The 24,829-nt window shown below is 48.5% G+C and carries 15 protein-coding genes and 1 riboswitch; of the genes, 11 read left to right on the plus strand and 4 right to left on the minus strand.

The genetic code is table 11. The features are described from left to right. Positions 1-188: 188 nt before the first annotated feature. The 3 genes from DFQ00_RS08735 to DFQ00_RS08745 all read left to right on the plus strand — a co-directional run bounded on the left by DFQ00_RS08735 (position 189) and on the right by DFQ00_RS08745 (position 4,698). Positions 189-2,018 carry an assimilatory sulfite reductase (NADPH) flavoprotein subunit gene (locus DFQ00_RS08735; RefSeq protein ID WP_110896216.1) on the plus strand — a complete coding sequence of 610 codons (1,830 nt, stop codon included), beginning with the start codon at positions 189-191 and terminating at the stop codon, positions 2,016-2,018. Between the two features lie 54 nt (positions 2,019-2,072). After that, entirely contained in the window at positions 2,073-3,794 is a 1,722-nt protein-coding gene (gene cysI, locus DFQ00_RS08740; RefSeq protein WP_110896097.1) for an assimilatory sulfite reductase (NADPH) hemoprotein subunit, read from the plus strand. Positions 3,795-3,981: 187 nt separating this feature from the next. Further along, on the plus strand, positions 3,982-4,698 hold the full coding sequence (locus tag DFQ00_RS08745) for a YebC/PmpR family DNA-binding transcriptional regulator (protein ID WP_110896217.1): 717 nt from the start codon (positions 3,982-3,984) through the stop codon (positions 4,696-4,698). 102 nt (positions 4,699-4,800) lie between these two features. Here the strand turns inward: DFQ00_RS08745 and DFQ00_RS08750 are convergent, their stop codons facing one another. From DFQ00_RS08750 to DFQ00_RS08765, 4 genes are all read right to left on the minus strand, one after another. Next, positions 4,801-5,298 (minus strand): DMT family transporter, encoded by a 498-nt coding sequence (locus DFQ00_RS08750; protein WP_425271011.1) that lies wholly within the window; start codon positions 5,296-5,298, stop codon positions 4,801-4,803. Between the two features lie 17 nt (positions 5,299-5,315). Further along, positions 5,316-6,014 (minus strand): Crp/Fnr family transcriptional regulator, encoded by a 699-nt coding sequence (locus DFQ00_RS08755; RefSeq protein WP_110896098.1) that lies wholly within the window; start codon positions 6,012-6,014, stop codon positions 5,316-5,318. A gap of 28 nt (positions 6,015-6,042) precedes the next feature. Beyond that, positions 6,043-6,468, minus strand: a complete 426-nt coding sequence (locus DFQ00_RS08760; protein ID WP_110896099.1) for a DMT family transporter — start codon at positions 6,466-6,468, stop codon at positions 6,043-6,045. A gap of 436 nt (positions 6,469-6,904) precedes the next feature. Then, positions 6,905-7,732 carry a Nif3-like dinuclear metal center hexameric protein gene (locus DFQ00_RS08765; RefSeq protein ID WP_110896100.1) on the minus strand — a complete coding sequence of 276 codons (828 nt, stop codon included), beginning with the start codon at positions 7,730-7,732 and terminating at the stop codon, positions 6,905-6,907. A 273-nt stretch (positions 7,733-8,005) separates the two neighbouring features. On the opposite strand from DFQ00_RS08765, the gene DFQ00_RS08770 reads away from it, so the two are divergent. The 8 genes from DFQ00_RS08770 (at position 8,006) to DFQ00_RS08805 (ending at position 24,762) form a co-directional block, all read left to right on the plus strand. Next, positions 8,006-8,602, plus strand: coding sequence for a biliverdin-producing heme oxygenase (locus DFQ00_RS08770; protein WP_110896101.1), 597 nt, complete (start codon positions 8,006-8,008; stop codon positions 8,600-8,602). A 214-nt stretch (positions 8,603-8,816) separates the two neighbouring features. Beyond that, complete coding sequence (locus DFQ00_RS08775) at positions 8,817-10,493, plus strand: TerB N-terminal domain-containing protein (RefSeq protein WP_110896102.1); 1,677 nt, start codon at positions 8,817-8,819, stop codon at positions 10,491-10,493. Between the two features lie 26 nt (positions 10,494-10,519). Next, a complete protein-coding gene (locus DFQ00_RS08780; protein WP_110896219.1) occupies positions 10,520-11,863 on the plus strand; it encodes an ATP-binding protein in 1,344 nt (447 codons plus the stop codon). Continuing rightward, positions 11,860-14,085 carry a DEAD/DEAH box helicase gene (locus tag DFQ00_RS08785; protein WP_110896103.1) on the plus strand — a complete coding sequence of 742 codons (2,226 nt, stop codon included), beginning with the start codon at positions 11,860-11,862 and terminating at the stop codon, positions 14,083-14,085. The genes DFQ00_RS08780 and DFQ00_RS08785 overlap by 4 nt, the downstream gene beginning before the upstream one ends. A gap of 62 nt (positions 14,086-14,147) precedes the next feature. Beyond that, positions 14,148-14,258, plus strand: a riboswitch (purine riboswitch). Between the two features lie 111 nt (positions 14,259-14,369). Next, on the plus strand, positions 14,370-15,347 hold the full coding sequence (locus DFQ00_RS08790; RefSeq protein ID WP_110896104.1) for an EamA family transporter: 978 nt from the start codon (positions 14,370-14,372) through the stop codon (positions 15,345-15,347). A gap of 199 nt (positions 15,348-15,546) precedes the next feature. Continuing rightward, entirely contained in the window at positions 15,547-15,972 is a 426-nt protein-coding gene (locus DFQ00_RS08795; RefSeq protein WP_110896105.1) for a cupredoxin domain-containing protein, read from the plus strand. Positions 15,973-16,072: 100 nt separating this feature from the next. Then, positions 16,073-17,095: an SDR family oxidoreductase gene (locus tag DFQ00_RS08800; RefSeq protein WP_110896106.1), complete on the plus strand. Its 1,023-nt coding sequence runs from the start codon at positions 16,073-16,075 to the stop codon at positions 17,093-17,095. 173 nt (positions 17,096-17,268) lie between these two features. Beyond that, on the plus strand, positions 17,269-24,762 hold the full coding sequence (locus DFQ00_RS08805) for a fibronectin type III domain-containing protein (RefSeq protein ID WP_146236138.1): 7,494 nt from the start codon (positions 17,269-17,271) through the stop codon (positions 24,760-24,762). The last annotated feature ends 67 nt before the right edge of the window (positions 24,763-24,829 follow it).

Raw genomic sequence — 24,829 nt, forward strand, 5'->3', positions numbered from 1 at the left:
GAATGAAACTCTTGTAGTGCAGACCACGAATTTCGTACGTTTTGTTCCTTTATTAGAGAAACTGATAAATGGTATAAAATCATTGAAATTGACCCTTAACCTTCGGTGTGTTAGGTTCTAGATAGAAGAAATTAATATGATCAATTTAGTAGGAATTAAAATCGAAGCAATGCGTGAGGTGGCAGATGGTGGAACTTCAAGTGACAAATAGCCCTTTTAATCAAGAGCAGGTAGAATTGCTCAATCGTCTTATTCCTACATTAACGGACGGACAAAGATTGTGGCTTGGCGGATATATTGCGGCATTTCAGGCTGGTGTAGCGACAGCACCACAGACGGGTTTGGCCTTGCAGGCTGAACCCGTTCCAGCAGCTGGCGCTCCGGTCGTATCCCGTGAGGTTACGGTACTATACGGTTCACAGACAGGCAACTCCATTGGATTGTCCAAAAAAATTGCCAAAAAGCTGGAGGAACAAGGATTGCAGGTGAGCCTGTCCTCCATGGGAGATTTCAAGCCGAACGGACTGAAAAAAATTGAGAATCTCCTGATTGTCGTCAGCACACATGGTGAAGGGGAACCACCGGATAATGCGATTTCGTTCCATGAGTTCCTGAATAGCAAGCGAGCACCCAAGCTCGACGGGCTTCGTTACTCCATATTAGCGCTGGGAGATACGTCTTACGAATTTTTCTGCCAGACAGGTAAGGATTTCGACAAGCGACTTCAGGAATTAGGCGGTACAGCGCTGGTTCCACGGGTAGACTGTGATGTTGATTTTGATGAGCCGGCTGCGGAGTGGATGAATGATGTTTTGGCTTCGCTGAGCAGTACATCTGCTGCTACGGGAACAGTAAGCAGTGAGGCTATCACAGCCGCGGTCAGCAGTGGGGAATCCGAATTCAACCGTACCCATCCGTTCAAGGCCGAGGTATTAGAAAATCTGAACCTGAATGGCCGTGGATCAGACCGGGAGACGCGTCATATTGAGTTGTCTCTGGAAGGCTCTAATCTGGATTATGAGCCGGGTGACAGCCTTGGGGTTTTCCCGGAAAATCATCCACGTCTTGTTGACGAATTGATTGCAGCTATGGACTGGAAGGCAGACGAACGTGTTACCGTGAACAAAAATGGAGACCAGTTATCTGTCTATGAAGCCTTGCTGCGTCATTACGAGATTACTGCAGTGACCAAACCGGTGGTGGAGCAGCTTGCCAAGCTGAATCCAGAGAGTGGGTTAGCCGCATTGCTGGCGGATGACTCGGAATTCCGTAATGTCATGAACAGCTGTGATCTGCTGGATCTGGTTCAGGATTATTCCTTGAAGGGCATTAATGCGGGGGCGTTTCTGGCAGTTCTGCGTAAAATACCCGCACGTTTGTATTCCATCGCGAGCAGTTCCAAGTCCTTCCCGGACGAGGTGCATCTAACGGTTCGCACTGTGCGTTATGAAGCACGCGGTAGAGAGCGGTACGGGGTATGCTCGGTGCATTTGGCTGAACGAATCCAAGCTGGTGATACATTACCTGTATATATTCAGCATAATCCGAACTTTAAATTGCCTCAAAACCCGGATACACCAATCATTATGGTGGGACCTGGAACAGGGGTCGCCCCATTCCGAGCCTTCCTTGGTGAACGAGAAGAAATCGGTGCGGAAGGCAAAGCATGGCTGTTTTACGGAGATCAGCACTTCTCTACAGACTTCCTTTACCAGACAGAGTGGCAGCGCTGGCTCAAAGATGGCGTGCTGACCAAGATGGACGTGGCCTTTTCCCGTGATACGGAACAGAAAGTATATGTACAACATCGCATGCTGGAGCACAGCAAAGAGTTATATCAATGGCTTCAAGAAGGAGCAAGCATATACATCTGCGGTGATGAGAAAAAAATGGCCCATGATGTGCATGCAGCGTTGATAACCATTCTGCAGCAGGAAGGCGGCCTGTCGCCTGAGCAGGCAGCGGACTACATGACACGGTTGCAACACGAGAAGCGTTATCAGCGGGACGTGTATTAATCCCCCGGCTGAGCCGAAGGCGTATTTTCTGCAGAGACGAGAGGAGCAAGCAGCATGGCTTATAACCATTTACTTAACCCGCAGCGCACAAACAGCGATGTGGAAGACATAAAGATCAAAAGTAATTACCTGCGTGGCAGTCTCACCGAGACACTGGCTGATCGCATTACAGGGTCTATTCCTGAAGACGACAACCGTTTGATGAAGCACCACGGCAGTTATATGCAAGATGATCGTGATCTGCGTAACGAGCGCAACAAATCCAAGCTGGAGCCTGCTTACCAGTTCATGCTGCGCGTAAGAGCTTCCGGCGGTATTGTAACGCCAGAGCAATGGCTGATGATGGACCGTGTGGCCCATAAATATGCGAATCGGACGATTCGTCTGACCACTCGTCAGTCGTTTCAGCTCCATGGTGTATTGAAATGGGATCTCAAAAATACGATTCGTGAGGTCAACGATTCCCTGCTCAGCACACTGGCTGCATGTGGAGACGTGAATCGTAACGTGATGTGCAACCCGAATCCGAACCAGTCTGAAGTTCATGCTGAAGTGTATGAATGGGCTTGTCAGGTGAGCAACCACCTGGACCCTCGTACTCGTGCTTATCATGAGCTGTGGCTGGACGGGGAGAAAGTGATTGACTCCCAGGAATCCGATGAAGAGGTTGAACCGATCTATGGCAAGGTGTACTTGCCGCGTAAATTCAAGATTGGGATCGCAGTGCCTCCTTCCAACGACGTGGATATATTTTCACAGGATCTCGGATTTATCGCGATTGTAGAGAACGGCAAGCTGAAAGGCTTCAACGTGTCGGTCGGTGGGGGCATGGGCATGACGCATGGGGATTCGAAGACATATCCTCAGGTATCCAAGGTGATTGGCTTCTGTACGCCAGAGCAGATGATTGATGTCGCTGAAAAAACGGTGATGATCCAGCGGGACTACGGGGATCGTGCGGTCCGTAAGCATGCGCGTTTCAAATATACAGTGGATGACCGCGGTCTGGAATGGTTTACCGAGGAGCTGACCAGCCGTCTGGGCTGGAGTCTGGAAGCGGCACGTTCGTATCATTTTGAGCATAACGGAGATCGCTATGGCTGGGTGAAGGGCAGCAACGGCAAATGGCACTACACCCTGTTCATTCAGAATGGTCGGGTCAAGGATGTGGACGGTTATCCGCTTATGACGGGATTGCGTGAAATTGCCAAAGTACACACAGGTGATTTTCGTCTGACGGCAAACCAGAACCTGATTATTGGCAACATTGGCAGCCAGAAAAAGAAAAAGATTGAAGCGCTGATTCAGCAATATAATCTGACGGATGGTGCTCATTATTCTGCGCTGCGCAGAAGCTCTATGGCTTGTGTTTCACTTCCGACTTGTGGCCTTGCCATGGCTGAGTCCGAGCGTTACTTGCCGTCGCTGATTGACAAGCTGGAGCCTGTGCTGGATGAAGCAGGCCTGAGAGATGAAGAGATTGTCATTCGTATGACGGGCTGCCCAAATGGATGTGCCAGACCAATGCTGGCCGAAATTGCTTTTATCGGGAAAGCACCGGGCAAGTATAATTTCTACCTCGGCGGCAGCTTCACGGGTCATCGTCTGAACAAGCTGTATCGTGAAAATATCGGTGAAAATGAGATTCTGGAGACGCTGACACCGATGATTCATCAATATGCCAAAGAGCGTAATGAGGGCGAGCATTTTGGAGACTTTGTGATCCGTGCAGGTTATGTACCTGAGGTGCTGGACGGTAGACAGTTCCACGCATAACTTGATGTGTCCTGAACGAAGCATTCCTTTACGGAGTGCTTTTTGCTTCGTCAGACCGTAGAAGCGGTGGGATCATCGCCGTAAGTATTCCCATGATTTCATGGCAGTGAACTTGTTGAACAAGACACAACGAGATATAATGACAAAGTAGAATGCAGATTACATGTTGAAAGTGAGCGGAAACGATATGGGTCGTAAGTGGAATAATATTAAGGAAAAGAAAGCTTCAAAAGATGCAAACACTAGCCGGGTCTACGCCAAATTCGGCGTTGAGATCTATGTAGCGGCCAAGAAGGGCGAGCCGGACCCGGAAGCAAACCGTGCACTGAAGGTCGTTCTGGAGCGTGCCAAAACGTATAATGTCCCTAAAGCAATCATTGACCGTGCGATGGAAAAAGCGAAAGGCAGCGGCGATGAGAACTATGAGGAGCTGCGCTACGAGGGCTTTGGACCAAACGGTGCCATGGTCATTGTGGATGCTCTTACCAATAACGTAAATCGTACAGCACCTGAAGTGCGTTCGGCGTTTAACAAAAATGGAGGCAACATGGGTGTCAGCGGTTCTGTTGCCTATATGTTCGATCCAACAGCGGTGATCGGTATCGAAGGTAAAAATGCGGAAGAAGTGCTGGAGATCATGCTGGAGGCAGATGTAGATGTTCGTGACATCGTGGATGAAGACGAAGCGGTCATCGTATACGCAGAACCGGATCAATTCCATGCGGTACAGGAAGCCTTCAAGGCTGCTGGCGTGACAGAGTTCACGGTAGCCGAGCTGACGATGCTGGCGCAAAACCACATTGAATTGCCTGCCGATGCACAAGCTCAGTTCGAGAAGCTGATCGACGCGCTCGAGGATTTGGAAGATGTGCAGCAGGTGTATCATAACGTGGAGTTTGTGTAAGCAAGCAGATTTTACAATCTTACGTACATTTTAATTTAAACGAAAAGAGTGCCTATCCAATCCATTCAGCGGGATCGGTCAGGCACTCTTTTTGTGTTATTCTCAGGATTTGCTCGGAACTGTGTGAGGTGACTTATCCGATGAATCGGATGATTCCTTTTTCAGCCCGCCAAACTTGAACAGCACAATGCCGCCAACAATGACGAGTACACCGAGCAGCTGGTTCCAAGAGAATGGAATTTGCTCCAGACCCAGCCAGCCCATGGAATCAAACAATAAGGCAAAGCTCAGCTGAGCGGTTAACACGATGGAAATGGCATAGGTCGGGCCCAGCAGCTTCATGCCTTGTACAAGGCAGAATACAACACCAACGCCGATTGCACCGCTGAGCCAGTACCACGGCTGCATATGCTGCAGACTGAATGTATGTTTCCCTTCAACAAGCAGGGAGATCAGAAAAGAAGCGATAAATCCCGTAAACAGCACCAGCGTTGTAGTGGACCATGACCCAGTGCGTTCATTGACTTTACTATTAAATATCGTTTGCAGACTTACCAGTGCACCCGCCAGAAGTGCTAGCAAAACTCCAGTGATGATCATACGTGTAGTCAGACTCCTTATTCATAAATGTTGTGACCCGCAATGTCACGCAGGCCCGCGCGGTTTTTAATCTGAATCAATCCCTGATGCCGTTCAATATACCCATCTGAACAGAGTTTCTGTATCACCCGATTCAAGTGTCGATAGCTGGTTCCGATCAGGTTGGCTATGTCCGTCAGGTTAAAGGCATCCAGTTCCTCATGTATGACCGTGCCGCCTTCATCCGTCGAAATCGAAAGCAAATAGCTGGCTAATCGGACCTCCACCGGGTACATCAGATTAAAATTGGAGAAGTTCGAATCAATGTAAAACTTGTGTGAGATGATCTTTAACAAAAATTGCAATAAAGGTGCATAATCACTGGCCAGCTCGGTGAGCCAGCGGTAATGAATGCGCAGCATAACAACAGGCGACACCGCTTGAACGGTGTTCACCGTGTTGCTTTCACGAACATATTCGATATCCCCGACCACCTCGAGTGGTGTTTTGAAGCAGAGCACCAGTGTTTTGTCCTGCGGGGAGGTGGTGAAAATTTTGATTTTCCCCTCAACCAGTACATATAAGTATTCAGAAGCTTCGCCTTCGCGGCAAATGAGCTCGCATTTTTCAAATTGACACAGGGTCATATGTGACCGCAGGTTCTCGTGAAAGACCATCTCCAGTTGATACTGCTTCAAATAGTGCATAATGTGCTGTGTATTATGAATTTCGTGCATATGGTTTCACCCCTGCGTTCCTTCGGATTTACAGCTTCATAATGATGACGCCGGTGATCATTAATGCGATGCCAATGAATTGCGGCAGTTTCATCTTTTGCTTAAGCACGCCGAACCATCCGTTGCTGTCGATCAAAAACGTCAAAAACAATTGTGCAATCAGCAGAGCCGAGATCGTGAAGGTCACGCCGATCTGCTGAATCGCTGTCACCTCGCTGAAAATAATGACGGCTCCGAAAGCTCCGCCAGCCAGATACATCGGTTTGACCTGTTTGATTCCTTGTACGTTGGTATCCCGTGTAAACAGCAAAATGATAGCGGCAATAATAAACCCCGTCAATTGGGTAATGGTAGCGGCTTGCCATGTACCTATATCTGTACTGATTCTGGCGTTGGCAACCCCTTGCAGTGTAATACAGGCTCCGCCCAGCACGGCAAAAATAATTCCTCTCATCCTTCTTCGTACGCTCCTTCGTTGCAAGACTTCGACTTCTATTAAAAGATAAATTCATCATATTCGCCAAGGACAAATGTCCTGAATCTGAAATTCACAGCATTTAGCGTACTATAAAGATTTGGTAAAATCCAGAACGGATAGGATATGAGTTCGGGAAGTGCTGGAACCGGGTGCTGCATGCTGAAGCAGGTGGGTCAGGTTGGTGTTAGGCCAAAGAAGGCTGAGAAGCAGATAATAGCAGAAGGGAAGCATGGTTGGATGAGCGAAGAATGACGATATCTAGCGTAAGCCCGGAAGGCGAGATCTGTAGATAGTAGCTGACTCCAGTAACCTTGTGCAGAAGTGTGGGAGCATGGGGAGGTATGAGAAAAAAAGCCCAGTGATCCAGCAGAACACTTTCACCTTATCCAATCAGCTTATCACTCTCAACGTATTAAATCACCTCAAACACCGGGCGTTCCTTTACAAAAGAAACCTCAACCGCTGGAAACGCGATCGCCAGTCTGTCTGCAAGAAGCTTCATGCCCGGTGCTTCACTCTCGGCATGTCCCACCATGATCAGAGCTTTTGATGTGCCCTGCTGCACAGCATCACGAATGTACTCAGGCGTCTCCCACTCAAACCCTTCCCCTGCAATAATCAGATCTACCTGTTCGTTCTGCATAAGAGGAATCGTGACATGTCCGTTACCGCGGAATCCAACCAGGACAGCAGCACGAGTGCAAGCGATTTCAGGATTTCCCGCAATGCGAACATAATTTATGCCCAGACGTTCCTTGAGCTGCTGCGCAACAGTATGAACCGTAGTTCCCTTCGGAAATACAACGATATCTGTGTCTGCTGTACGTTGACTCAAGTATGTATTCCATCCGAGCTCCTGGATAAGTCCATCCGTAATGCCATCCGGGTTGTAGCGGTGAATAATATCATGACAGCGAAATAGGGCAATGCCTGCTTGATCAAGCATATTTCTTTTGTGCATGTAGACGGGGTCGTCTGCAAGCCAATCGGTAGCACTATGATGATTATAAAAAGGGGATTCATGGGCAATAATCAGGTTGGCTCCTTGCTGAATGGCCTTCTCAATGACATAGTGTGTGGGCATAAATGTGACAACAATACCCGTAATAACTTGACTTGGAGTTCCCGTAATCAGCTGGTCCACTGTGTTTTCTGGCAGCGTTATGCCTTGCGTAAGGTGAAGTATAACATTCTGCACCTGAAGTTCCTTCGATTTCTTGGTTGAGATTTGATCCGTCATGTCTATCAGCTTCCTTCCTCCAATATAAGGATATAGCGTTAGTGTACCATTTTTACATATAAAAACCAGTGATATATCGGGTAATCGGATGGTTTAGTTTTCAGCCGGCGACTCTTAAAAGCACTACAAATGGTGCCGACCATACCAGTTGAAGGCATGTAGTTTTCTGGTAGAAGAGGAAGTATACTTACATAGAGTCTTTGAATAATAGGGTTTTATGCCAGATTGATAGTTCAGGCAGTAAGGAATTACAGAAGGAAAGGGGATCTTGATATGACGGCAACTACGATTATGGAACGTCTGAAGCAGGAGACAGCACATCACCATAGACAAGTGGAACAGAATGTTTACGCGAAAGCTATGATGGATCGCACGATAACGATGGACCAATATAGAGAGTACCTTGAGAAATTTTACGGATTCCTGAAGCCGCTGGAGGAGCAGGCAGTGAGGTTGCCTTTCTGGGCAGAGACAGGATTGGATATGACTGTGAGAGGAAAGGCAAGCTTGCTGGAGCAGGATTTGCTAAGTCTTGGAGCAAGCGAGGAGCAGATCAGGCAGCTTCCACGTAGCACCGAGCTTCCCGATATATCAGCGCCAGCCCGACTGTTCGGGTATATGTATGTGATTGAAGGCTCAACGAATGGAGGTCAGATATTGAGCAAACGTTTGTCACAATTTTTGCCTATAGAAGCGGAGCGTGGACTTCAATATTTCAATGCTTATGGTGCGGAGACGCGAATAAGATGGGGCGAGTTTATGCGGTTACTTCAGGAATCCATTCATGCACCCGAAGATCATGACATTATCGTGCATACGGCTTCAGAGACATTTCGTCTTTTGGATCAGTGGATTAATATGGCAAGGTAAGCGAGACGTCCGAACGGAATATCAAGAAAAATGAATGCGCTGCTTGTACCATTAGAAGGTGAATTATACATTGAAAAGAGGGCAGACATGCCTTCTTTTTTAGTGTCAAAAGAATGTATTAATTTGTCGCCCACAGAGCACGGACAAGTGTTATAATGATGCGTATGGATACACGTGTTCGTATTTTGTTGTGAAAGAGGTGGGTTCCATTCCGATGAGAGATCATTCTGAACAGCTGGAATTCATGGAAATTGAGATGAGTGATGAAATAGAGCCTGCATCCGTTCGCATACCCGATCGCTCTACCTTGGCACCCCGGAGTCGTGAACCGCGTGTACTGCCCGGCTCCGTGTTATCTTCGGAGAAGCGATTTGTGGAGGAAGCGCGAAGGCTGGCAGAGACTACCGAAGAAGAGACTCTTCCTGTTCCGTTTATGAGCTACTGGCCAACCTATGGCGTGATGAATGATGCGCAGCTCAGATGGTATTTGTACTGGAGAACAGAGGTCCGTCAGGGGAATTATCTTGATGTTGACCTCTCCTATCTGTTTGTTCATATCTATGAATTGATCAATGGCATAGGCTGGCTGTATCCCGAGCAGGGCTACGAGCAATTAAAGCAGCTGTGGATTCATTATCGTGAACATCTCCCTCAGCTAAACCCGTATATGCAGGAGTGGATGGTTGATTTTGTACTCGTTCATGAGCTTCAGCCACGGCTGCAAGAGGTTATGCAGCTCGCTGGCGGTTATTTGCCGGCCCCCGTGCTGGACAAGGAGTTACAGCGGATGTTGCAAGAAAATACTCCTGTTCTTACGCTGGAAATGCTGCAACGATATTATGACTATGATATCTCGCTCAACACCTTTTATCGGGATGGGGGCAAAGAGGTGATGGAACGGTTCATTCCTCAAGTCATGGCTGTAGCGCATGCATATTTGAAGCGAACCCGGTCACATGGACTGCTGCCGGAGATGAACCCGGAGGCTGAGCTAACGATAGAGCGTACATTGTTTCGCAAAGCGGTATATGACGAATCCATCTACGGCAGATCCGTTTCGTTCACCTATTTTCCGCTTGGCGAGCAGAAGGATTTTGTGCAAAGGTTAACCCGAATGTATCGCTGTACGGAGAACAAGCTTCGAGAGCTGTTAGGGTTCAGAGGTCGGCTGCGTGGCAAAACATTGGAACCTGAGCTTGCCCGCGTGATTGAGCGGTACATAGAGAAAATGTATTCGCTGGAACAAACCGACGCTGAGCATGCACCAGTCATTCAGATTGATACGGCAAAGCTAGCCTCCTTGCAGGAGGACAGTGAATATGTGCGCAGGGCACTGACTATTGAGGAAACTGCACCATCCGAATATGATGCTGCTTCCGCTGCTTTCGAACCAGAAGCTATTGAACCATATCGGGAGCAGATGGTTGCTGCGCCATGGTCCATGGAGCAACATGATGAACCGAATCAGGAACAAAGCAAGGCAATAGCTGCAGCCTCAGATGAGGGAGCAGAGATGAACGAGCTGCTTCAAGCTCAAGCAAAAGATACAGCAGAGTCAGAAGTGCAGCTCCAGCGGCAAGACGACATATCCTCGGCAAAGATCGAACTGCAATGGCACGAGTCTGCCGAAGCAAGCTTGCAGCAAGAATGGCATGAGTTTGCGGAGCAGCTGGAGCCACGGCATGTGAAGGCCATTCATGTGCTGCTTGGGGATCGGGTGGATGCTGAGCTGATATGTCTGGCGAATGAGATAGGCACCATGCCTGCACTTTTACTGGATGAAATCAATGATATTGCAATGGAGACGATTGGTGATCTGCTCATTGACGGGGATCGGATTGCTCCTGATTATATGGATGTATTTGAACATGTGAAGAGGTGTGAGCTGTGACAGAACTTAAAATGGGCAACCCGAGCATGCCCGAACTTAAAATACCAAAGCGTTTAACCACCGCACTCGTTAATTCTTTAACGGCGGGGGTTGTTCCACGCATCGGGCTGGAGCAGATTGCTGTCGGACGTAAGCCGGAAGTGGAGGCCATCCTGCGGGATTTGGATAATATCACTGAAGGCGGTGCTGCCTTTAAGCTGATTACAGGCAGATATGGCAGCGGTAAAAGCTTTCTTCTACAAATGATTCGTAACTATGCGATGGATCGTGAATTTGTTGTTGCGGATGCGGATTTATCCCCTGAGCGCAGGCTTGTGGGTACAAAAGGCCAGGGGTTGGCCACGTATCGGGAGCTGATGACACGCTTGTCTACCCGTACACGCCCTGATGGGGGGGCGCTGGAGCCTATTTTGCAGAAATGGATTGCAGGTTTGCAACAAACGACAATGAGTAACCTGAATATGCGTCCTGATGATCCTGCCCTTCCAGTAGAGGTAGAAAAGCAGATTTTTATGGTGGCAGGTGAAATGCAGAATCTGGTTCACGGTTTTGATTTTGCGAAGGTGCTGGCAGCGTACTGGAATGGTTACAAACATGCGGATGATGACCAGAAGCAGTCGGCACTTCGCTGGCTTCGGGGGGAATATGCGACCAAAACGGAGGCGAAAAAGGAGCTGTCCGTTGGCGTCATTATTGATGATGACAACTGGTACGACTATTTCAAATTATGGTCTGAATTTACGGCACGTATCGGTTACAAGGGTCTGCTGCTCTTCATCGACGAAGCGGTGAATCTGTATAAGATTACAAATAGCGTTTCCCGGCAAAGCAATTATGAGAAGCTGCTCACCATGTTTAATGATACGATGCAGGGCAAGGCAGAGCACCTTGGTGTTTTTGTGGGAGGAACCCCACAGTTTGTAGAGGATGAACGTCGCGGTCTGTACAGCTATGAAGCGCTGCGTTCCAGACTTGTTGACGGTCGTTATGCGGCAAGTGCCTATGCGAATTATACCGGGCCAATCATCAAGCTCGCGATGCTTTCGCATGAAGAGATTTTGATTTTATTGCAGAAGCTGCGCCAGATTCATGCGCTTCATTTTACGTACCAAGCGAGTTTGAGCGATGAACAATTAGTTGATTTTATGCAAATGGCGGTGAACCGTCTGGGAGCGGAGGAGCTTTTGACAACACGGGAAGTGGTACGCGACTTTATGGATGTGCTGCATACGCTGCATCAGAATCCTGAAGTCACTTATGAGCGGCTGTTAGGTGAGCGAACAGCACAGGCCAAAGCCTCCATTCAGGGAAGAACGGGTTTAACCGAAGGGGATGAGCTGGATGATTTTCTGGCGGAGTTTGAGCTATGAGTGACAATCCATTCTACAGACTGGCGCCGTTTGTGCAGGAGTTTATTTATAAAAAAAGATGGGAAGCCTTGCGTCCTGCCCAGATCGAGGCGTGCAATATTTGCTTTCACACCTCACATCATATGCTGATTGCGGCAGGCACGGCCTCGGGCAAGACGGAGGCTGCTTTTTTCCCTGCATTAACCGAGCTGTACGATCAGCCCTCCAAGTCGGTGGGGATTCTCTATATTGGGCCGCTGAAGGCACTCATTAATGACCAGTTTGAACGTCTCAAAGACCTGTTGACCGAAGGCGATATCCCTGTCTGGCACTGGCATGGAGATGTACCTCAGGCGGAGAAAACCAAACTGATGAAGAACCCGTCAGGGGTGCTGCAGATCACACCCGAATCGCTGGAAGGCTTACTGATGAATCGGCCGAATGCAATTCCTGCACTTTTTCACGATCTGCGATACGTTATCATTGATGAGGTACATGCTTTTATGGGAGCGGATCGTGGCATCCAGGTGCTGAGTCAGCTGGCCCGGATCGAACGTATGGCCGGATGTGCTCCACGCAGAGTAGGGCTGTCAGCCACATTGAGTGATTATGATACAGCTACTGCCTGGCTGGCTGCGGGGACGCGGCAAGGCGTGGAAGTCATCTCTTCACCGGGTGGACGCAAGCTGCGTTTGCGCGTGGAGCATTTTTCATTCCCGGATGCACAGAATGAAGAGCAGGCCGAGCAGCTGCATCATGCGCGTAAAGCCTATTATGACTTTATATATGAGAGCACACATCGCAAAAAAGCGTTAATCTTTACCAACAGCCGCACTGATGCGGAAGTGACGATTCTGGAGATGCGACGTGTCGCTGCGCGCAGAGAGGAGCGGGATGTGTTCCATGTGCACCATGGAAGCATCTCTGCGATGCTGAGAGAAGAAACGGAGGCTGCGCTGCGCACAGGTGCTGGTCCCGCTGTGGCAGCGGCGACAGTTACGCTTGAACTGGGAATTGATCTGGGCGAATTGGAGCGGGTCGTTCAGCTTGGGGCGCCCTACAGTGCGTCGAGCTTTGTACAGCGGCTGGGCCGTTCAGGAAGACGTGATGACATGGCCTCGGAAATGCTTTTTGTCTGCCCCGAGGAGGAGGACGAGGAGGCACAGCTACCTGCCCGCATGCCATGGACATTAATGCGTGCCATTGCGGTGATTGAGCTGTATGTTAAAACGAAATGGGTAGAGCCGCTGGAGGCTCGTAAAATGCCCATAGGTGTCCTGTATCACCAGACGATGAGTATGCTGAAAAGTATGGGCGAGGCGGAGCCCAGAGAGCTTGCAGCAGCTATTCTTACTCTGGCGCCATTTTCAGAGATTACTCCGGATCAGTATCAAACCTTTCTCCATTATCTGATTGAGACAGATCATCTACAATGGACCGAGGAGCAGACGCTGATTATCGGACTTACGGGTGAGAAAATTGTGAACAACTACCGTTTCTATGCTGTGTTCAAGGACGACGAGGAGCATAAAGTGCTGAACGGATCGGAGGAGATCGGGTCTATTACAACGGTTCCGCCGCCGGGGTACTGCTTCTCGCTCGCGGGCAAGCTGTGGAAGGTTGAAGAGGTGGATCACAAGCATAAGGCCGTGTATGTGAAGCCGGCAAAAGGCAAAGTCGATACGCTGTGGCTGGGGGCCGGGGGAGATGTTCATACCGCTGTTGTTCAAAAAATGCGTGAGGTGCTGTCCGAATCTGTCATCTACCCGTATCTGTCACCCCAAGCCGTCAACCGCCTGGAGCGTGCAAGACGCCTTGCACGCGAGAGCGGCTTGCTCAAGCAGGTTGTCATTCCGGCAGGCGGGGATTCCATGTATGTATTGCCGTGGGTAGGCAGCAAGGCGTTCCGTACACTGGAGCGGCTGATGAAGCATAATCTGTCGGAAAGGCTGGCTTTGCGTTCGGTCGTGCCGATGGAGCCATATTATTTTGTCGTTTCGGGTAAAGTGGATGAACGAGCGTTGTTAGCCGAGATGATGAGTGAATGCCGTATGGCGCAAGACGCTTCTGCACTGTTAGCGGAGGACGAAGCACCTTATCTTGGTAAATATGATGAGTTTATCGCACCGTCCTTGATTCGGGAAGCCTTTGCTGTGGATGGGCTGGATGTTGAAGGGTTAAAAGCAGGGCTTCAGAAGACACTGGAGTGGGATCGTGCTGAGGCCGTCAAGGTGATGTGGTGAATTGGGGTTGACATGATCTCACTCCACATGTAATATATGAAAAGTCGTCACATGAGCGATACTTCAAATTGCATACTTTATTTCGTATAACCTCGCAGGCCGATAGTGTACACAGGGCGAGGGTCTCTACGGGAAGCCTATACTTCCTAACTACGATGCCAAGGAATCAACGTATTCCTTGCACGGAGTTAGGATTTTTTGCATTTTGGACAGATGCATCGTTGTGACCTTACTTAACCCAGCTTGGGGAGTATTTTTTGGAAGATCAGGAGGTTTATTGAAATATGAAATATTATTTGTCCGTCCTGGCAGGGGCGATGAGTTACGGCATCCTATCTACGATTGTTGTATTGGCTTACGGGCAGGGATACCAGCTTGGCGAAGTGGTGGGAACACAGCTGATCACCGGCTTTATTCTGTCCTGGATGCTGGCCTTATACACTCGTTTCAGAGCTGGACGCAGAGCCAAACGCGGTTTACAACGTAATGAACAATCGTCGGCCTCGTCGGCTTCAACTGTGTTTACACGTTTGACCTGGAAGCAGCGTCTGCTGCTGATGGCGGCCGGTACACCCACCGTCATTACCGGGCTTGTTTATTATCAATCGTTGCGTTATATTCCGGCTTCACTTGCTATTATTCTGCTCTTTCAATTCACGTGGATCAGCGTACTGATTCAGGCGATTAGCAAGCGTCAGCGCCCGGATAAAGTAACGTTTCTGACCCTTATCATTTTGTTTGGCGGTACACTGCTGGCAGCAGGCTTTCTGGAGCAGGGGCTTGGTGAATTCAGCGGTCTAGGTATTGTTCTCGGGCTAATGGCAGCGGTCAGTTATTCCTTGTTTGTGCTATTCAGCGGTAAAGCTGTTCCTTCTGCACACCCGGCATTTCGCAGTGCCTGGATGGTTACAGGTGGCTTGATTCTCTTATGTATTCTTTTCCCGCCGACATTCCTCTTTAACGGATTGATCTGGAGTCAGCTGCTCGTGTTTGGATTGTTGCTGGGATTCTTCGGCGCTTTTATCCCGCCTGTACTGTTTGCAATCGGAGTGCCACACATCGGTGGAGATATGGCAGGCATTCTGGGTGCGGTGGAGCTTCCGGTTGCGGTGCTGTTATCTTCGTTCGTGTTACATGAGCATGTTAGCGGTCTGCAGTGGTTTGGTGTGATCATCGTGTTAATCGGTGTCGCTCTGCCAGAGTTGATTAAAAAAATACGAATGAGAAGAAGCGAAGGCCAGAGTAGTCCTTTATATTCCTGAGGGTTCTGCTGTAACTTGCTGTCTATGCGCAATATCATAAAAGGCCTGAGAAATCAGGTCTTTTCTCATTTTGTTCACAGGTTAGTCGGGGAATAGCCCAGAGGGGGCATTCTCATTAAGTGGCGAATGGGGTATGCTTGTAAAGTACATCCATCCACCTCTGAAATGAAGATGGGACAAAGGGATAAGGAGTGTTTATATGAATAGCTGGTTTAAGAAAGCATGGCCTTTATTAACTTTGGGTGTGGCCGTGGTTGCTCTGCTTGGATCGTTTTTTGTATATTTTATGGGTAAGGACGTATCCCCGGGCTCAGGCAAAGCAGCGACTGCTCAAGCCGAGACACCAGAGGATTTGAAAGGATATGAGGTCATTGATGTCAACGTAAGCAACGATGGATTCGAGCCTAATGTGATTGAGGTGAAAGCCGGAGTGCCTACGAAAATCAATTTCATTCTGACCCGGAGCGTGACTCACGTTAAATCTGTGGCTGCAGAGAAGCTAGGCATGGACCTGTATATGCAAAAGGGAGACAATTATTACACAGTGGATCAGAACGTCAAGCCGGGAGAATACGAAATTCACTGCGGAATGTATATGATTTACGGAACGATCAAGGTGGTTTGATTTGCATCACAGGAGCAGGGTTCGGTCAATCGAACTTTGCTCCTTTTTCTACTGCATGCTATCATGAACGAGGGAGCCAAAACGATCTGGAGGTGCAAATATGAAAGCGCTATTTATTGGAGGCACAGGCACCATAAGTACGGCGATTACAGAGATGCTTGCGAAGCAGGACTGTGAATTGTATTTGATCAACCGGGGTAACCATAATGATGATTTGCCCGCAGAAGTCCGGGTGCTTCAGGCTGACATTAATGATGAGAGCCGTGTAGCTGAGCTGATCGCCGATCTGGAATTTGATGTAGTTGCAGACTTTATTGCCTTTGTGCCGTCGCAGCTGGAGAGAGATTATCGTTTGTTCAAGGGCAAAACAAAGCAGTTTATCTTTATCAGCTCTGCATCGGCATATCAGACCCCGCTATCTGACTACAGAATCACCGAGGGCACGCCTTTAAGCAACCCCTTCTGGGAATACTCCCGAAACAAAATTGCCTGTGAAGACTATCTGTTGAAATTATACCGGGATGAAGGCTTTCCTGTAACGATTGTTCGTCCGAGCCATACCTATAGCAACAAATCGGTGCCCCTTGGCGTACATGGTGCGAAGGGAAGCTGGCAGGTTCTCAAGCGTATGCTGGAAAATAAACCGGTGATCATTCACGGTGACGGTACCTCGTTATGGACGATTACACATCATACCGATTTTGCCAAAGGTTTTATCGGATTGATGGGCAACATTCATGCGATTGGTGAAGCTGTACATATCACTTCGGATGAGTCTGTCACATGGAACCAGATCCATGAGATTATTGCGGATGCGCTTGGCGTCAAGCTGCATGCTGTTCATGTGCCCTCCGAGTTTTTGGCGGCCAGCAGTGGCCTGGATCTTCGCGGCGGCTTGCTTGGAGATAAAGCGAATACAGTTGTATTTGACAACAGCAAGCTGAAACGTCTCGTCCCTGAATTTGTAGCAACCACAAGGGCGGATCAAGGAATTCGCAGCACAATCAGGCACATCATGGAGCACCCGGAATTACAGATTGATGATCCTGAGTTCGATCAATGGTGTGACAAAGTTATACTTGCTTTAGACGAAGCCTTAGTCAAAATCAGAGATAACAAGTAGGACTGGCATCAAGAGTATACTTTTCCAAAAGTATATTCCAGCTATTTACATTCAGGAATGGAATCGCTATAATCAATAAAAAAATGACACTTTAGGGGAGGCACCCCAACTCAGGACATTGATCCTTGGTTGGGGTGCCTCCTTTTTTTGTGTACACCAAAGGAGAGCAGGTATTGAAGAATTCAAGGAAACGTATGAGAAAACAGGCTGATCAGATGACTAAAGTGGTGCTTGCATTTGCATTATTGTCCCCTCAAGCGTTCATATCGAGCTGGGAAGCTGGCTCTTCAGTGCTGGCTGCAGCAGTGGAGAGTATTGGAATTGTGTCAGATACCTCCAATCTGAAGGCAATACAATCCTCCAAGGTCAAGGTGGAAATGAACAGTGATGGCAAGTATCGGATTGTATTACTGCCTAATACGAATGTTTTTTACGGCGGCGATACGGGGAACGTGTCCACAATTATTGATCACAATGGCATTGCAGTGAATTTTAAATCTTTGCCGCTAAATTATTATCGCATCAACAACAATGTAATCGAGATGTCCAGACAGAAGGATAATGTAGAGTACATTTTGCGTGTATCCATCGTGAATGCAACATCTCAAGGCGGTTATATGAAAGTGGAGCTGGAGGCGATTAATCGAAGTGGATCTACGCTGAACCTGGGGGGAACCTTTTATTGGGATACGATGGTTAATGGCAATGATGCCTCTCCATTCGAGGTGATTCAAAATGGCTGGAGGAATTACAGCGGGGGTGTGCAGGTTACCGCGTTTTATGCCAATACATACAATGTCGTTAATGCGGACCGCATATTTATGGGACAGTACCAAAGCCCGGACAGCGCCCAGCTTACTGGCGGCTCAGCACCCTCGGCTTATTTACCTGGACAAACTGTAAATGCGAGTGATACAGCGGCACAGTTCTGGTGGGATGCCAGATCAACGGCCAATCAGGCATCACGTAAATTTTCAACTATTGTGGGTATCGGGCCACAGAACGTTCCGCCTTCTTTTAGCTTAACGGCACCTGCATCGGGCCAAACCTACTATAAAGGGGAACAGCTCCAGATTTCGGGCACCACACGTGATAATGATGCAGGCGATCTGTTAACAGTGAAATGGTCTATTGACGGAGGCCCTGAAAATATTCTGACACAGATGACTGCAACCGGGACGGATCAGGCCTTTAACACCAGATATACACTGCCGGATACACTTTTGGATGGGTCGCATTATTTGCAGGTATGGGTTATGGACGATAAGGGAGGAGTATCTTCAGCAAGCACGGTTAACTTTCTGATAAGAAGCTTCGTTGTGCCCGGTATTCCAACGTACACCCAAGTTCATGACAACCACCTGACGGTGAACTGGGATAAAAAAGTGAATGACGCATCGGTGACATATGAGCTCAAAAATATTACAACGAATCAGATCTTTGATACCAGCACAGCGAATAGCAAACAGGTGACGGGTCTGACCCCAAATACAAATTACACCTTCGCGGTACGTGCCAAAAATTCAAGCGGAGCTTATACGGGTTATTCCACCACTTCCTCCCAATATACACATGCTAATCCGCCTGTGGAGGCCAAGGCATCCCAAACGGGCAACAACACCGTTGTAACTTGGAATAGCAACGGAAACCCCGCAGGCACAGTGTATAAATTGGAGGCCCGCAGCAGCAAGGGGCAGGTACTTCATACGGCAACCACAACTTCAACCCAGACATCTGTGGCTCTGACAGGACTGGAAGACGGAGTGTATGAAGTGTACGTAGCTGCTTTAAACAACGAAGGTGTGCAGACGAATTTTATTTCTGCGGGACAGATTCTGAAAGACACCACCGGACCGTCTGCTCCTTCGATCACGATGAGTCCGTCAACATGGACGAAGGAAGAGGTTGAAGTCGCTGTTGCAGCAGGAACGGATGCAGGGAGTGGCACTCAGAAGACAGAAGTAAAGATCGGTACCGCAGGAGAATGGCAAAATTATAGCGCTCCATTTACGGTCGGACATGAAGGACACACAGTCATCGCTGCACGAAGCATCGACAAGTTTGGCAACATCGGTCAGGAAAGCAGTGTAACGGTGAAAGTGGATCGGACAGCCCCGACCCCGCCAATGATTCGTGTTAATCCGTCGGATTGGACCAGAGATGCGGTTGTTGTTACCTTGACTGCGGGCATGGACGAAGCCAGTGGCATTGCTCAGACACAATATAAAATAGGAGAGCACACAGAATGGGTGGATTATCAGACACCGTTTACGCTTAATGAAGAAGGCATAACTGAAATCTATGCACGAAGTATAGATCGGGCTTCCAATGTGAGCGCACTAACGTCAACCATAGCCCGAATTGACAAAACTGCACCTAAGCAACCAAGTATCCAATTAAGTGAAGATGGGTGGACGAATCAGGATGTATATTTTGTCATTACCAGCGGTACCGATGATGGGAGCGGAACAAGTAAAACGCAGTATCGGTTAACGAAACAAGGACCTTGGATTGATTATTCAGGAGAAGTGACTCTTTCTGATGAAGGGGAGACGGTCATCTATGCCCGGACGCTTGATCGTGTAGGCAACGTGAGCCCTCTTGCTCAGGCTACAGCTCGAATTGACAAGACGGCTCCAACCGAACCGGTCATTCATGTTCGTCAATCAGGCTGGAGTATAGAGGATGTTCAGTTTATGCTCTCTGGAAGTATAGATGAACAGGAGATTACATATGAATATCGGCTGGATAATGGGGCCTATGCTACCGGAGATTCAGGCAAGGTCAGTACAGATGGGATAACTGTGATCTATGCTCGCGCCAGAGATGCGGTGGGCAATGTAAGTGAGGAGGTTAGCAGATCCGTTTATGTGGATAAGACTCCGCCGGGCATCAGCTTTAGTCCTGAAGGAGCATCTTGGTCAGATGAGGACATCACATCGATTGTACAATTTGATGACACTCATTCGGGGATTGACGAAACGCAGCGATTTTACCAAATTACAAATGAGGCGCAGGCTCCAGCGAACTGGCTTGAGGCTCAATCCGATCAACAGCATATTTCTCTAACTACTGAAGGCATCTGGTATATCCATGCGAAGGCATCGGATAGAGCAGGCAATACATATCAGACAACTTCAGCTCCCTATCAGATTCAGCGGAAGCCCGATCAGCCAATTACAGTCCGCATCAGCGATCTGAAGGAAACGTCGATAAAACTTGCAGTAGATTTACCGTCAGGTAACACGTATACGGCAGGTTACCAGTACGAAATCAGAAATAGAACAACAGGCCAATCCTGGGTGCTTGATTATCCTAACCATAGTCTTGTCAATGATTCTCTGCAAGGCGGACATATGTATGAGTATGAAGTGAGAGTGAGAAATCATACGGGAATAAGTGAGCCAGCAATTATAAAAGCATTAACATTACCGCCATCTCCTGGAGAGTTGCGTATCCAAAAAGTAGATTCACAACCAAATCTGGCCCAACTGGAGTTTGATCATGTTCCGGGGGCCGAAGCGTATCGAATCACAGCCACTGATGCTCAAGGCAGCATTGTTTTTGATCAAACGATTACTGATCCAGGCAGTCTCGATTATATTAGCAATCTGGTTCCGGGAGTGGTTCACACCATCACAGTTATACCGATGAATGAGAGCGGAACTGGGGAGAGCAGTGAGGCCGGCTTTCTAAGCCTGCCTGCTGCACCAGGTGATTTTGCAGCTGTGCAGATTCGTGAGCGGGATATTGCCATGATGTGGGAGTCGGTTACATCTGCAGTGTATTATAAACTTTCACGAGATGGGGCTGAACTCTACGAGGGAGAAAAGCTTCATTATCAGGATGCCGGACTTGAGAGCGGGACGGATTACAGCTACACACTAACTGCGGTCAACGAGACAGGTGAGGGTCCGCTTGCAAGCTTGCCAATGCTGAGAACGTTACCAGAGAAGGTGAAGCAATTACATGTTTCAGAGTCCACCAATACAAGCCTGACTTTGAACTGGGAGCCTGTTCGAGGGGGAGAAGCTTATATACTGTGGCGGGATGGTGAAAAAGCAGGAGAGGCATCAGCAGATGATAACGAATGGAGATTGACTGATCTGAATCCAGGAACTGTGTATCAACTGGAAGTACAGGCGGTGAACAGAAGTGGACAAGGGGGACGCAGCTCGGTAACGGGTACAACAATCCCTGAAAGTCCATCAGGTCTTCATATGGCGCAGATTACGGAGCATGGAGCGATTCTGAGCTGGAAGGCTTCAACTGGAGCTGATAAGTACCGGGTTGTGATTGATGGACACACCTATGAAGTTTCGGACACTCAGCTTGCGGTACAGCATTTATCAAACAGCAGTTTGTATAAGTATGAAGTTCAGGCTGGCAACACTTCCGGATATAGTGAATCGGCAGTAGGCAAGCTTCTGACCCTTCCGGGAAGACCGGAGGGCTTACAGGTCATCTCTACTGAAGAGACGGAGATTGGTATTCAGTGGCAGGCTGTTCCGACGGCAGAGATGTACATTGTTATGATTAACGGGGTTGAGGCAGGAAGAACTTCAAGCTTGGAATACAGAGCGGAAGGCCTACTTCCTGGGGAGCGATATACGCTGCAGGTTCTGGCAATGAATGCTTCGGGTGTAGGGGCTGCTGCCGAGCTTGTACGGCTGTCCAAGCCGTCTCGCCCAACGGCAATTGAGGTGATATCCGGTGTACATGGTGGCAAGCTGTTATGGTCCGCTTCCCGCGGGGCTTCCGAATACGTCATTTTGCAAAATCATACGGAAATATATAGAGGTATGCAGACGGAGGCTACCATTACAGGTCTTGAAGCTGGAACCCTGCAGCATTATGAGTTATATGCAATGAACAGGCAGTCTACCCGTTCGGAAGCAGTTGACGTATCGTTGCTGACATTGCCCGCTGCACCAGAAAGGATAGATGTTCGCAATGTGACCGAGACGGGACTTTCTCTTGATTTGACTCTTACGGGTGTAGTGGGAGCCGACCAATATGTGATCGAACGTAACGGGCGAGAGGTTGCCCGTATGGATGCGAGCGAAAGTCTGTATGTCGAAGAAGGATTGAAGCCGGGTACAGTGTATACGTATGCCATCCGAGCGATGAATGCCAGCGGTTCTGGCTCGCCGCTCAAGATAAGAACGATGACACAAACGTTGCCGCTTGCAGCAGACACAGTAGAAGTAAAGGCTGGCACGTATTCACAAGATATAAGCTGGAAAGCAGTACAGGGAGCCGTTGCTTATGAAATTCGAAATATGGAGACGGGCGAGATCACAAGTGTATCCGAGCCGAAAGTGCATCTCGCTAGTATGATGGATGGAACGGTGTATCCATTGGAGCTTGCAGCAATCAATGAACAAGGGCAGCGCTCCAAACCGATCGAGATCCAAACGTTAACCAAACCGGCAGCTCCTCAGAGCGTAAGTGTAGTACAGGTTACAGATCGCACAGTAAAGCTGGATTTATCTGATCATGCTGTTCGCGGGGCAGAGCAATTTGTGATTTGTCGTGATGGTGTTGAAATAGGTCGGATAGACGCAGATCAGCGAGAATATGAGGATAGTGAATTGGTGCCAGGAGAGCATTATAACTACTCCATCTATACATTGAATAGGGCAGGAGAGAGTGAGGACGGTTTTGAACTCGAAGTGGGAATGCTCCCGGCAACGGTATCTGATACGTTGCATGCATATGATATTGAAGAGGAGCAGGCATCACTTTCCTGGCCCAAGGTACAAGGTGCGGAAGGCTACATTATTCGTATTGACGATAGGGAAGTCAAGAGAGTACATGAGCAGGATACGACGGAGGTTGTCTTGACAGGCTTAGCCAGTGCAGCGTTGTATGACAATGTAAAAGTCATTCCGTACAATGCTGCGGGAGAAGGTACGGCCATTTCCAGCGCGTCATGGTATACACTTCCCCGGATTGATTCCTTAGATGTGCGGATGCTTCCAGAATCAGATCATGTCAGGCTGGAGTGGAGCTTTCCTTACACAAATGAAATTTTTGTTATTAAACTGGATGGTAGGGAGCTTTACCGGGGACGGGATCAGAAATATGTCGTGGATGGTCTGGAGGCGGGCAAAGAGTATCAGCTGGAGATGCATACGGAGAATGATGAGCAATCGGCATCCGCCCTCAAGATCATTTCCTTATTAACCAAGCCAGGTATCCCGGAAAAAGTATCGTATGAATCGACGCACAATCAGGTTCATCTCCTGTTGGAGCAAGCTCATGCTGCCGGTGCAGAGCAGTATCTGATTGAAAGAGATGGAGTGGAAATTGCAACAATACACGCTGGTGAAGCCAGGTACGAGGATGCAGGGCTTGAGCCGGGAACGAAATATAGCTACAACATTCGAGCTGTCAATATCTCTGGTACAAGTGATCGCGGATATACGTTTCATGCCATGACTTTGCCAGATAAATTAAATAAGCCACCTGTAATTCAGGAGCGATCAACCTCTGGTGCGATGCTCATCTGGGAGCCTGTACCGGGTGTGGAGGGGTACAGGCTCTATCGGGATGAAAAAGAAGTTGCAGCTACAACGGAAACGGCCTTGCAACTCGCCGAATTAACAAGTGCAACAACGTATGAGGATTATATTCTTGTTCCTTATAATGAGGCGGGTGAGGGAAAAGGTACGCAGGTGCCAGAGTTTGAAACGCTGCCAGCGTCTCTTGAATCCGTCAGCGCTAAAGCACAAGGGTCGGAACAAATCGTCATTACGTGGAAGCTGGATACTCAAAATGAGATCATCGTTCTCGGATATAAGGGGCAGGAGATCTATCGCGGCAAAAATAGGAATTATGTCTGGAGTGGATTACAAGCAGAACAGCATTATGAGATATCTGCCTGGACAGAAAATGAAGCTGGTGAAATGAGTGAGAAGCAAATAGCCGCAGCGACAACTGGGCGGTACCCGGCAGTGCCTTCAAGTGGAGGGAGTGCAGGTACAAACGGAGATATCGGCAAGGACATCAAGAAAGATGATGCGCAGGATGATAAGGACGCCAAGGAGAAAAATATGTTGAATCATCATGCCGAGGGCCAAGCAGCCCAAAGGGTGATCTTTGTGGATATCAGCCAAACGTTCAATAAGGATCAGATTACGTGGCTGGCTGACCATAACATCATTCAGGGGGTAAGTGCCACTCACTTCGAACCACGTCGTCCCATTACCAGAGCGGAGTTTACTGCACTCATTGTACGTTTATTGGGCTTGAATGTTACGATGAACCACTCACACGGATTTCAGGATGTGCATCGTACCGACTGGTTTGCTCCAGAGATCAGTACTGCAGCTGAGCATAATGTGGTGCAAGGGATGGGGAACGGTACGTTTGCTCCGTATGCTCTGGTGACACGCGAGCAGGCATCCAAAATTGTTGCCAATGTGGTTCGTCAGCTTCGGGCTGAACCATTGACGATGCGTAAAACGTTTACTGACCAGCTCGACATTTCTGATTGGGCCAAAGATGAGGTAGAGGAGCTCGCTGGCATCTACTTGATTAACGGGTATGAAGATGGTAGTTTTCGTCCTCTACAGGCATTAAGCAGAGCTGAGGCAGCTGCATTGATCTTCCGTTTAAACAAGCTGATGCAGGTTATAGCTGACAGCACAGATTCCCTATGAGTATGTTTTAATGGTATGATTGGACTGTATAAATTGAACAAATAACATCTGTGTTCGTTCATTTTGT

This window comes from Paenibacillus barcinonensis (assembly GCF_003217495.1).
Classification (GTDB): Bacteria; Bacillota; Bacilli; order Paenibacillales; family Paenibacillaceae; genus Paenibacillus; species Paenibacillus barcinonensis.

Excerpts from the sequence above, each read along its gene's own strand:
- DFQ00_RS08790 (WP_110896104.1), top strand. The coding sequence starts at position 14,370 with ATGAAATATTATTTGTCCGTCCTGGCAGGGGCGATGAGTTACGGCATC.
- cysI (WP_110896097.1), top strand. The coding sequence starts at position 2,073 with ATGGCTTATAACCATTTACTTAACCCGCAGCGCACAAACAGCGATGTG.
- DFQ00_RS08775 (WP_110896102.1), top strand. The coding sequence starts at position 8,817 with ATGAGAGATCATTCTGAACAGCTGGAATTCATGGAAATTGAGATGAGT.
- DFQ00_RS08795 (WP_110896105.1), top strand. The coding sequence starts at position 15,547 with ATGAATAGCTGGTTTAAGAAAGCATGGCCTTTATTAACTTTGGGTGTG.
- DFQ00_RS08800 (WP_110896106.1), top strand. The coding sequence starts at position 16,073 with ATGAAAGCGCTATTTATTGGAGGCACAGGCACCATAAGTACGGCGATT.
- DFQ00_RS08780 (WP_110896219.1), top strand. The coding sequence starts at position 10,520 with ATGCCCGAACTTAAAATACCAAAGCGTTTAACCACCGCACTCGTTAAT.
- DFQ00_RS08750 (WP_425271011.1), bottom strand. The coding sequence starts at position 5,298 with ATGATCATCACTGGAGTTTTGCTAGCACTTCTGGCGGGTGCACTGGTA.
- DFQ00_RS08745 (WP_110896217.1), top strand. The coding sequence starts at position 3,982 with ATGGGTCGTAAGTGGAATAATATTAAGGAAAAGAAAGCTTCAAAAGAT.
- DFQ00_RS08755 (WP_110896098.1), bottom strand. The coding sequence starts at position 6,014 with ATGCACGAAATTCATAATACACAGCACATTATGCACTATTTGAAGCAG.
- DFQ00_RS08760 (WP_110896099.1), bottom strand. The coding sequence starts at position 6,468 with ATGAGAGGAATTATTTTTGCCGTGCTGGGCGGAGCCTGTATTACACTG.
- DFQ00_RS08765 (WP_110896100.1), bottom strand. The coding sequence starts at position 7,732 with ATGACGGATCAAATCTCAACCAAGAAATCGAAGGAACTTCAGGTGCAG.
- DFQ00_RS08785 (WP_110896103.1), top strand. The coding sequence starts at position 11,860 with ATGAGTGACAATCCATTCTACAGACTGGCGCCGTTTGTGCAGGAGTTT.
- DFQ00_RS08770 (WP_110896101.1), top strand. The coding sequence starts at position 8,006 with ATGACGGCAACTACGATTATGGAACGTCTGAAGCAGGAGACAGCACAT.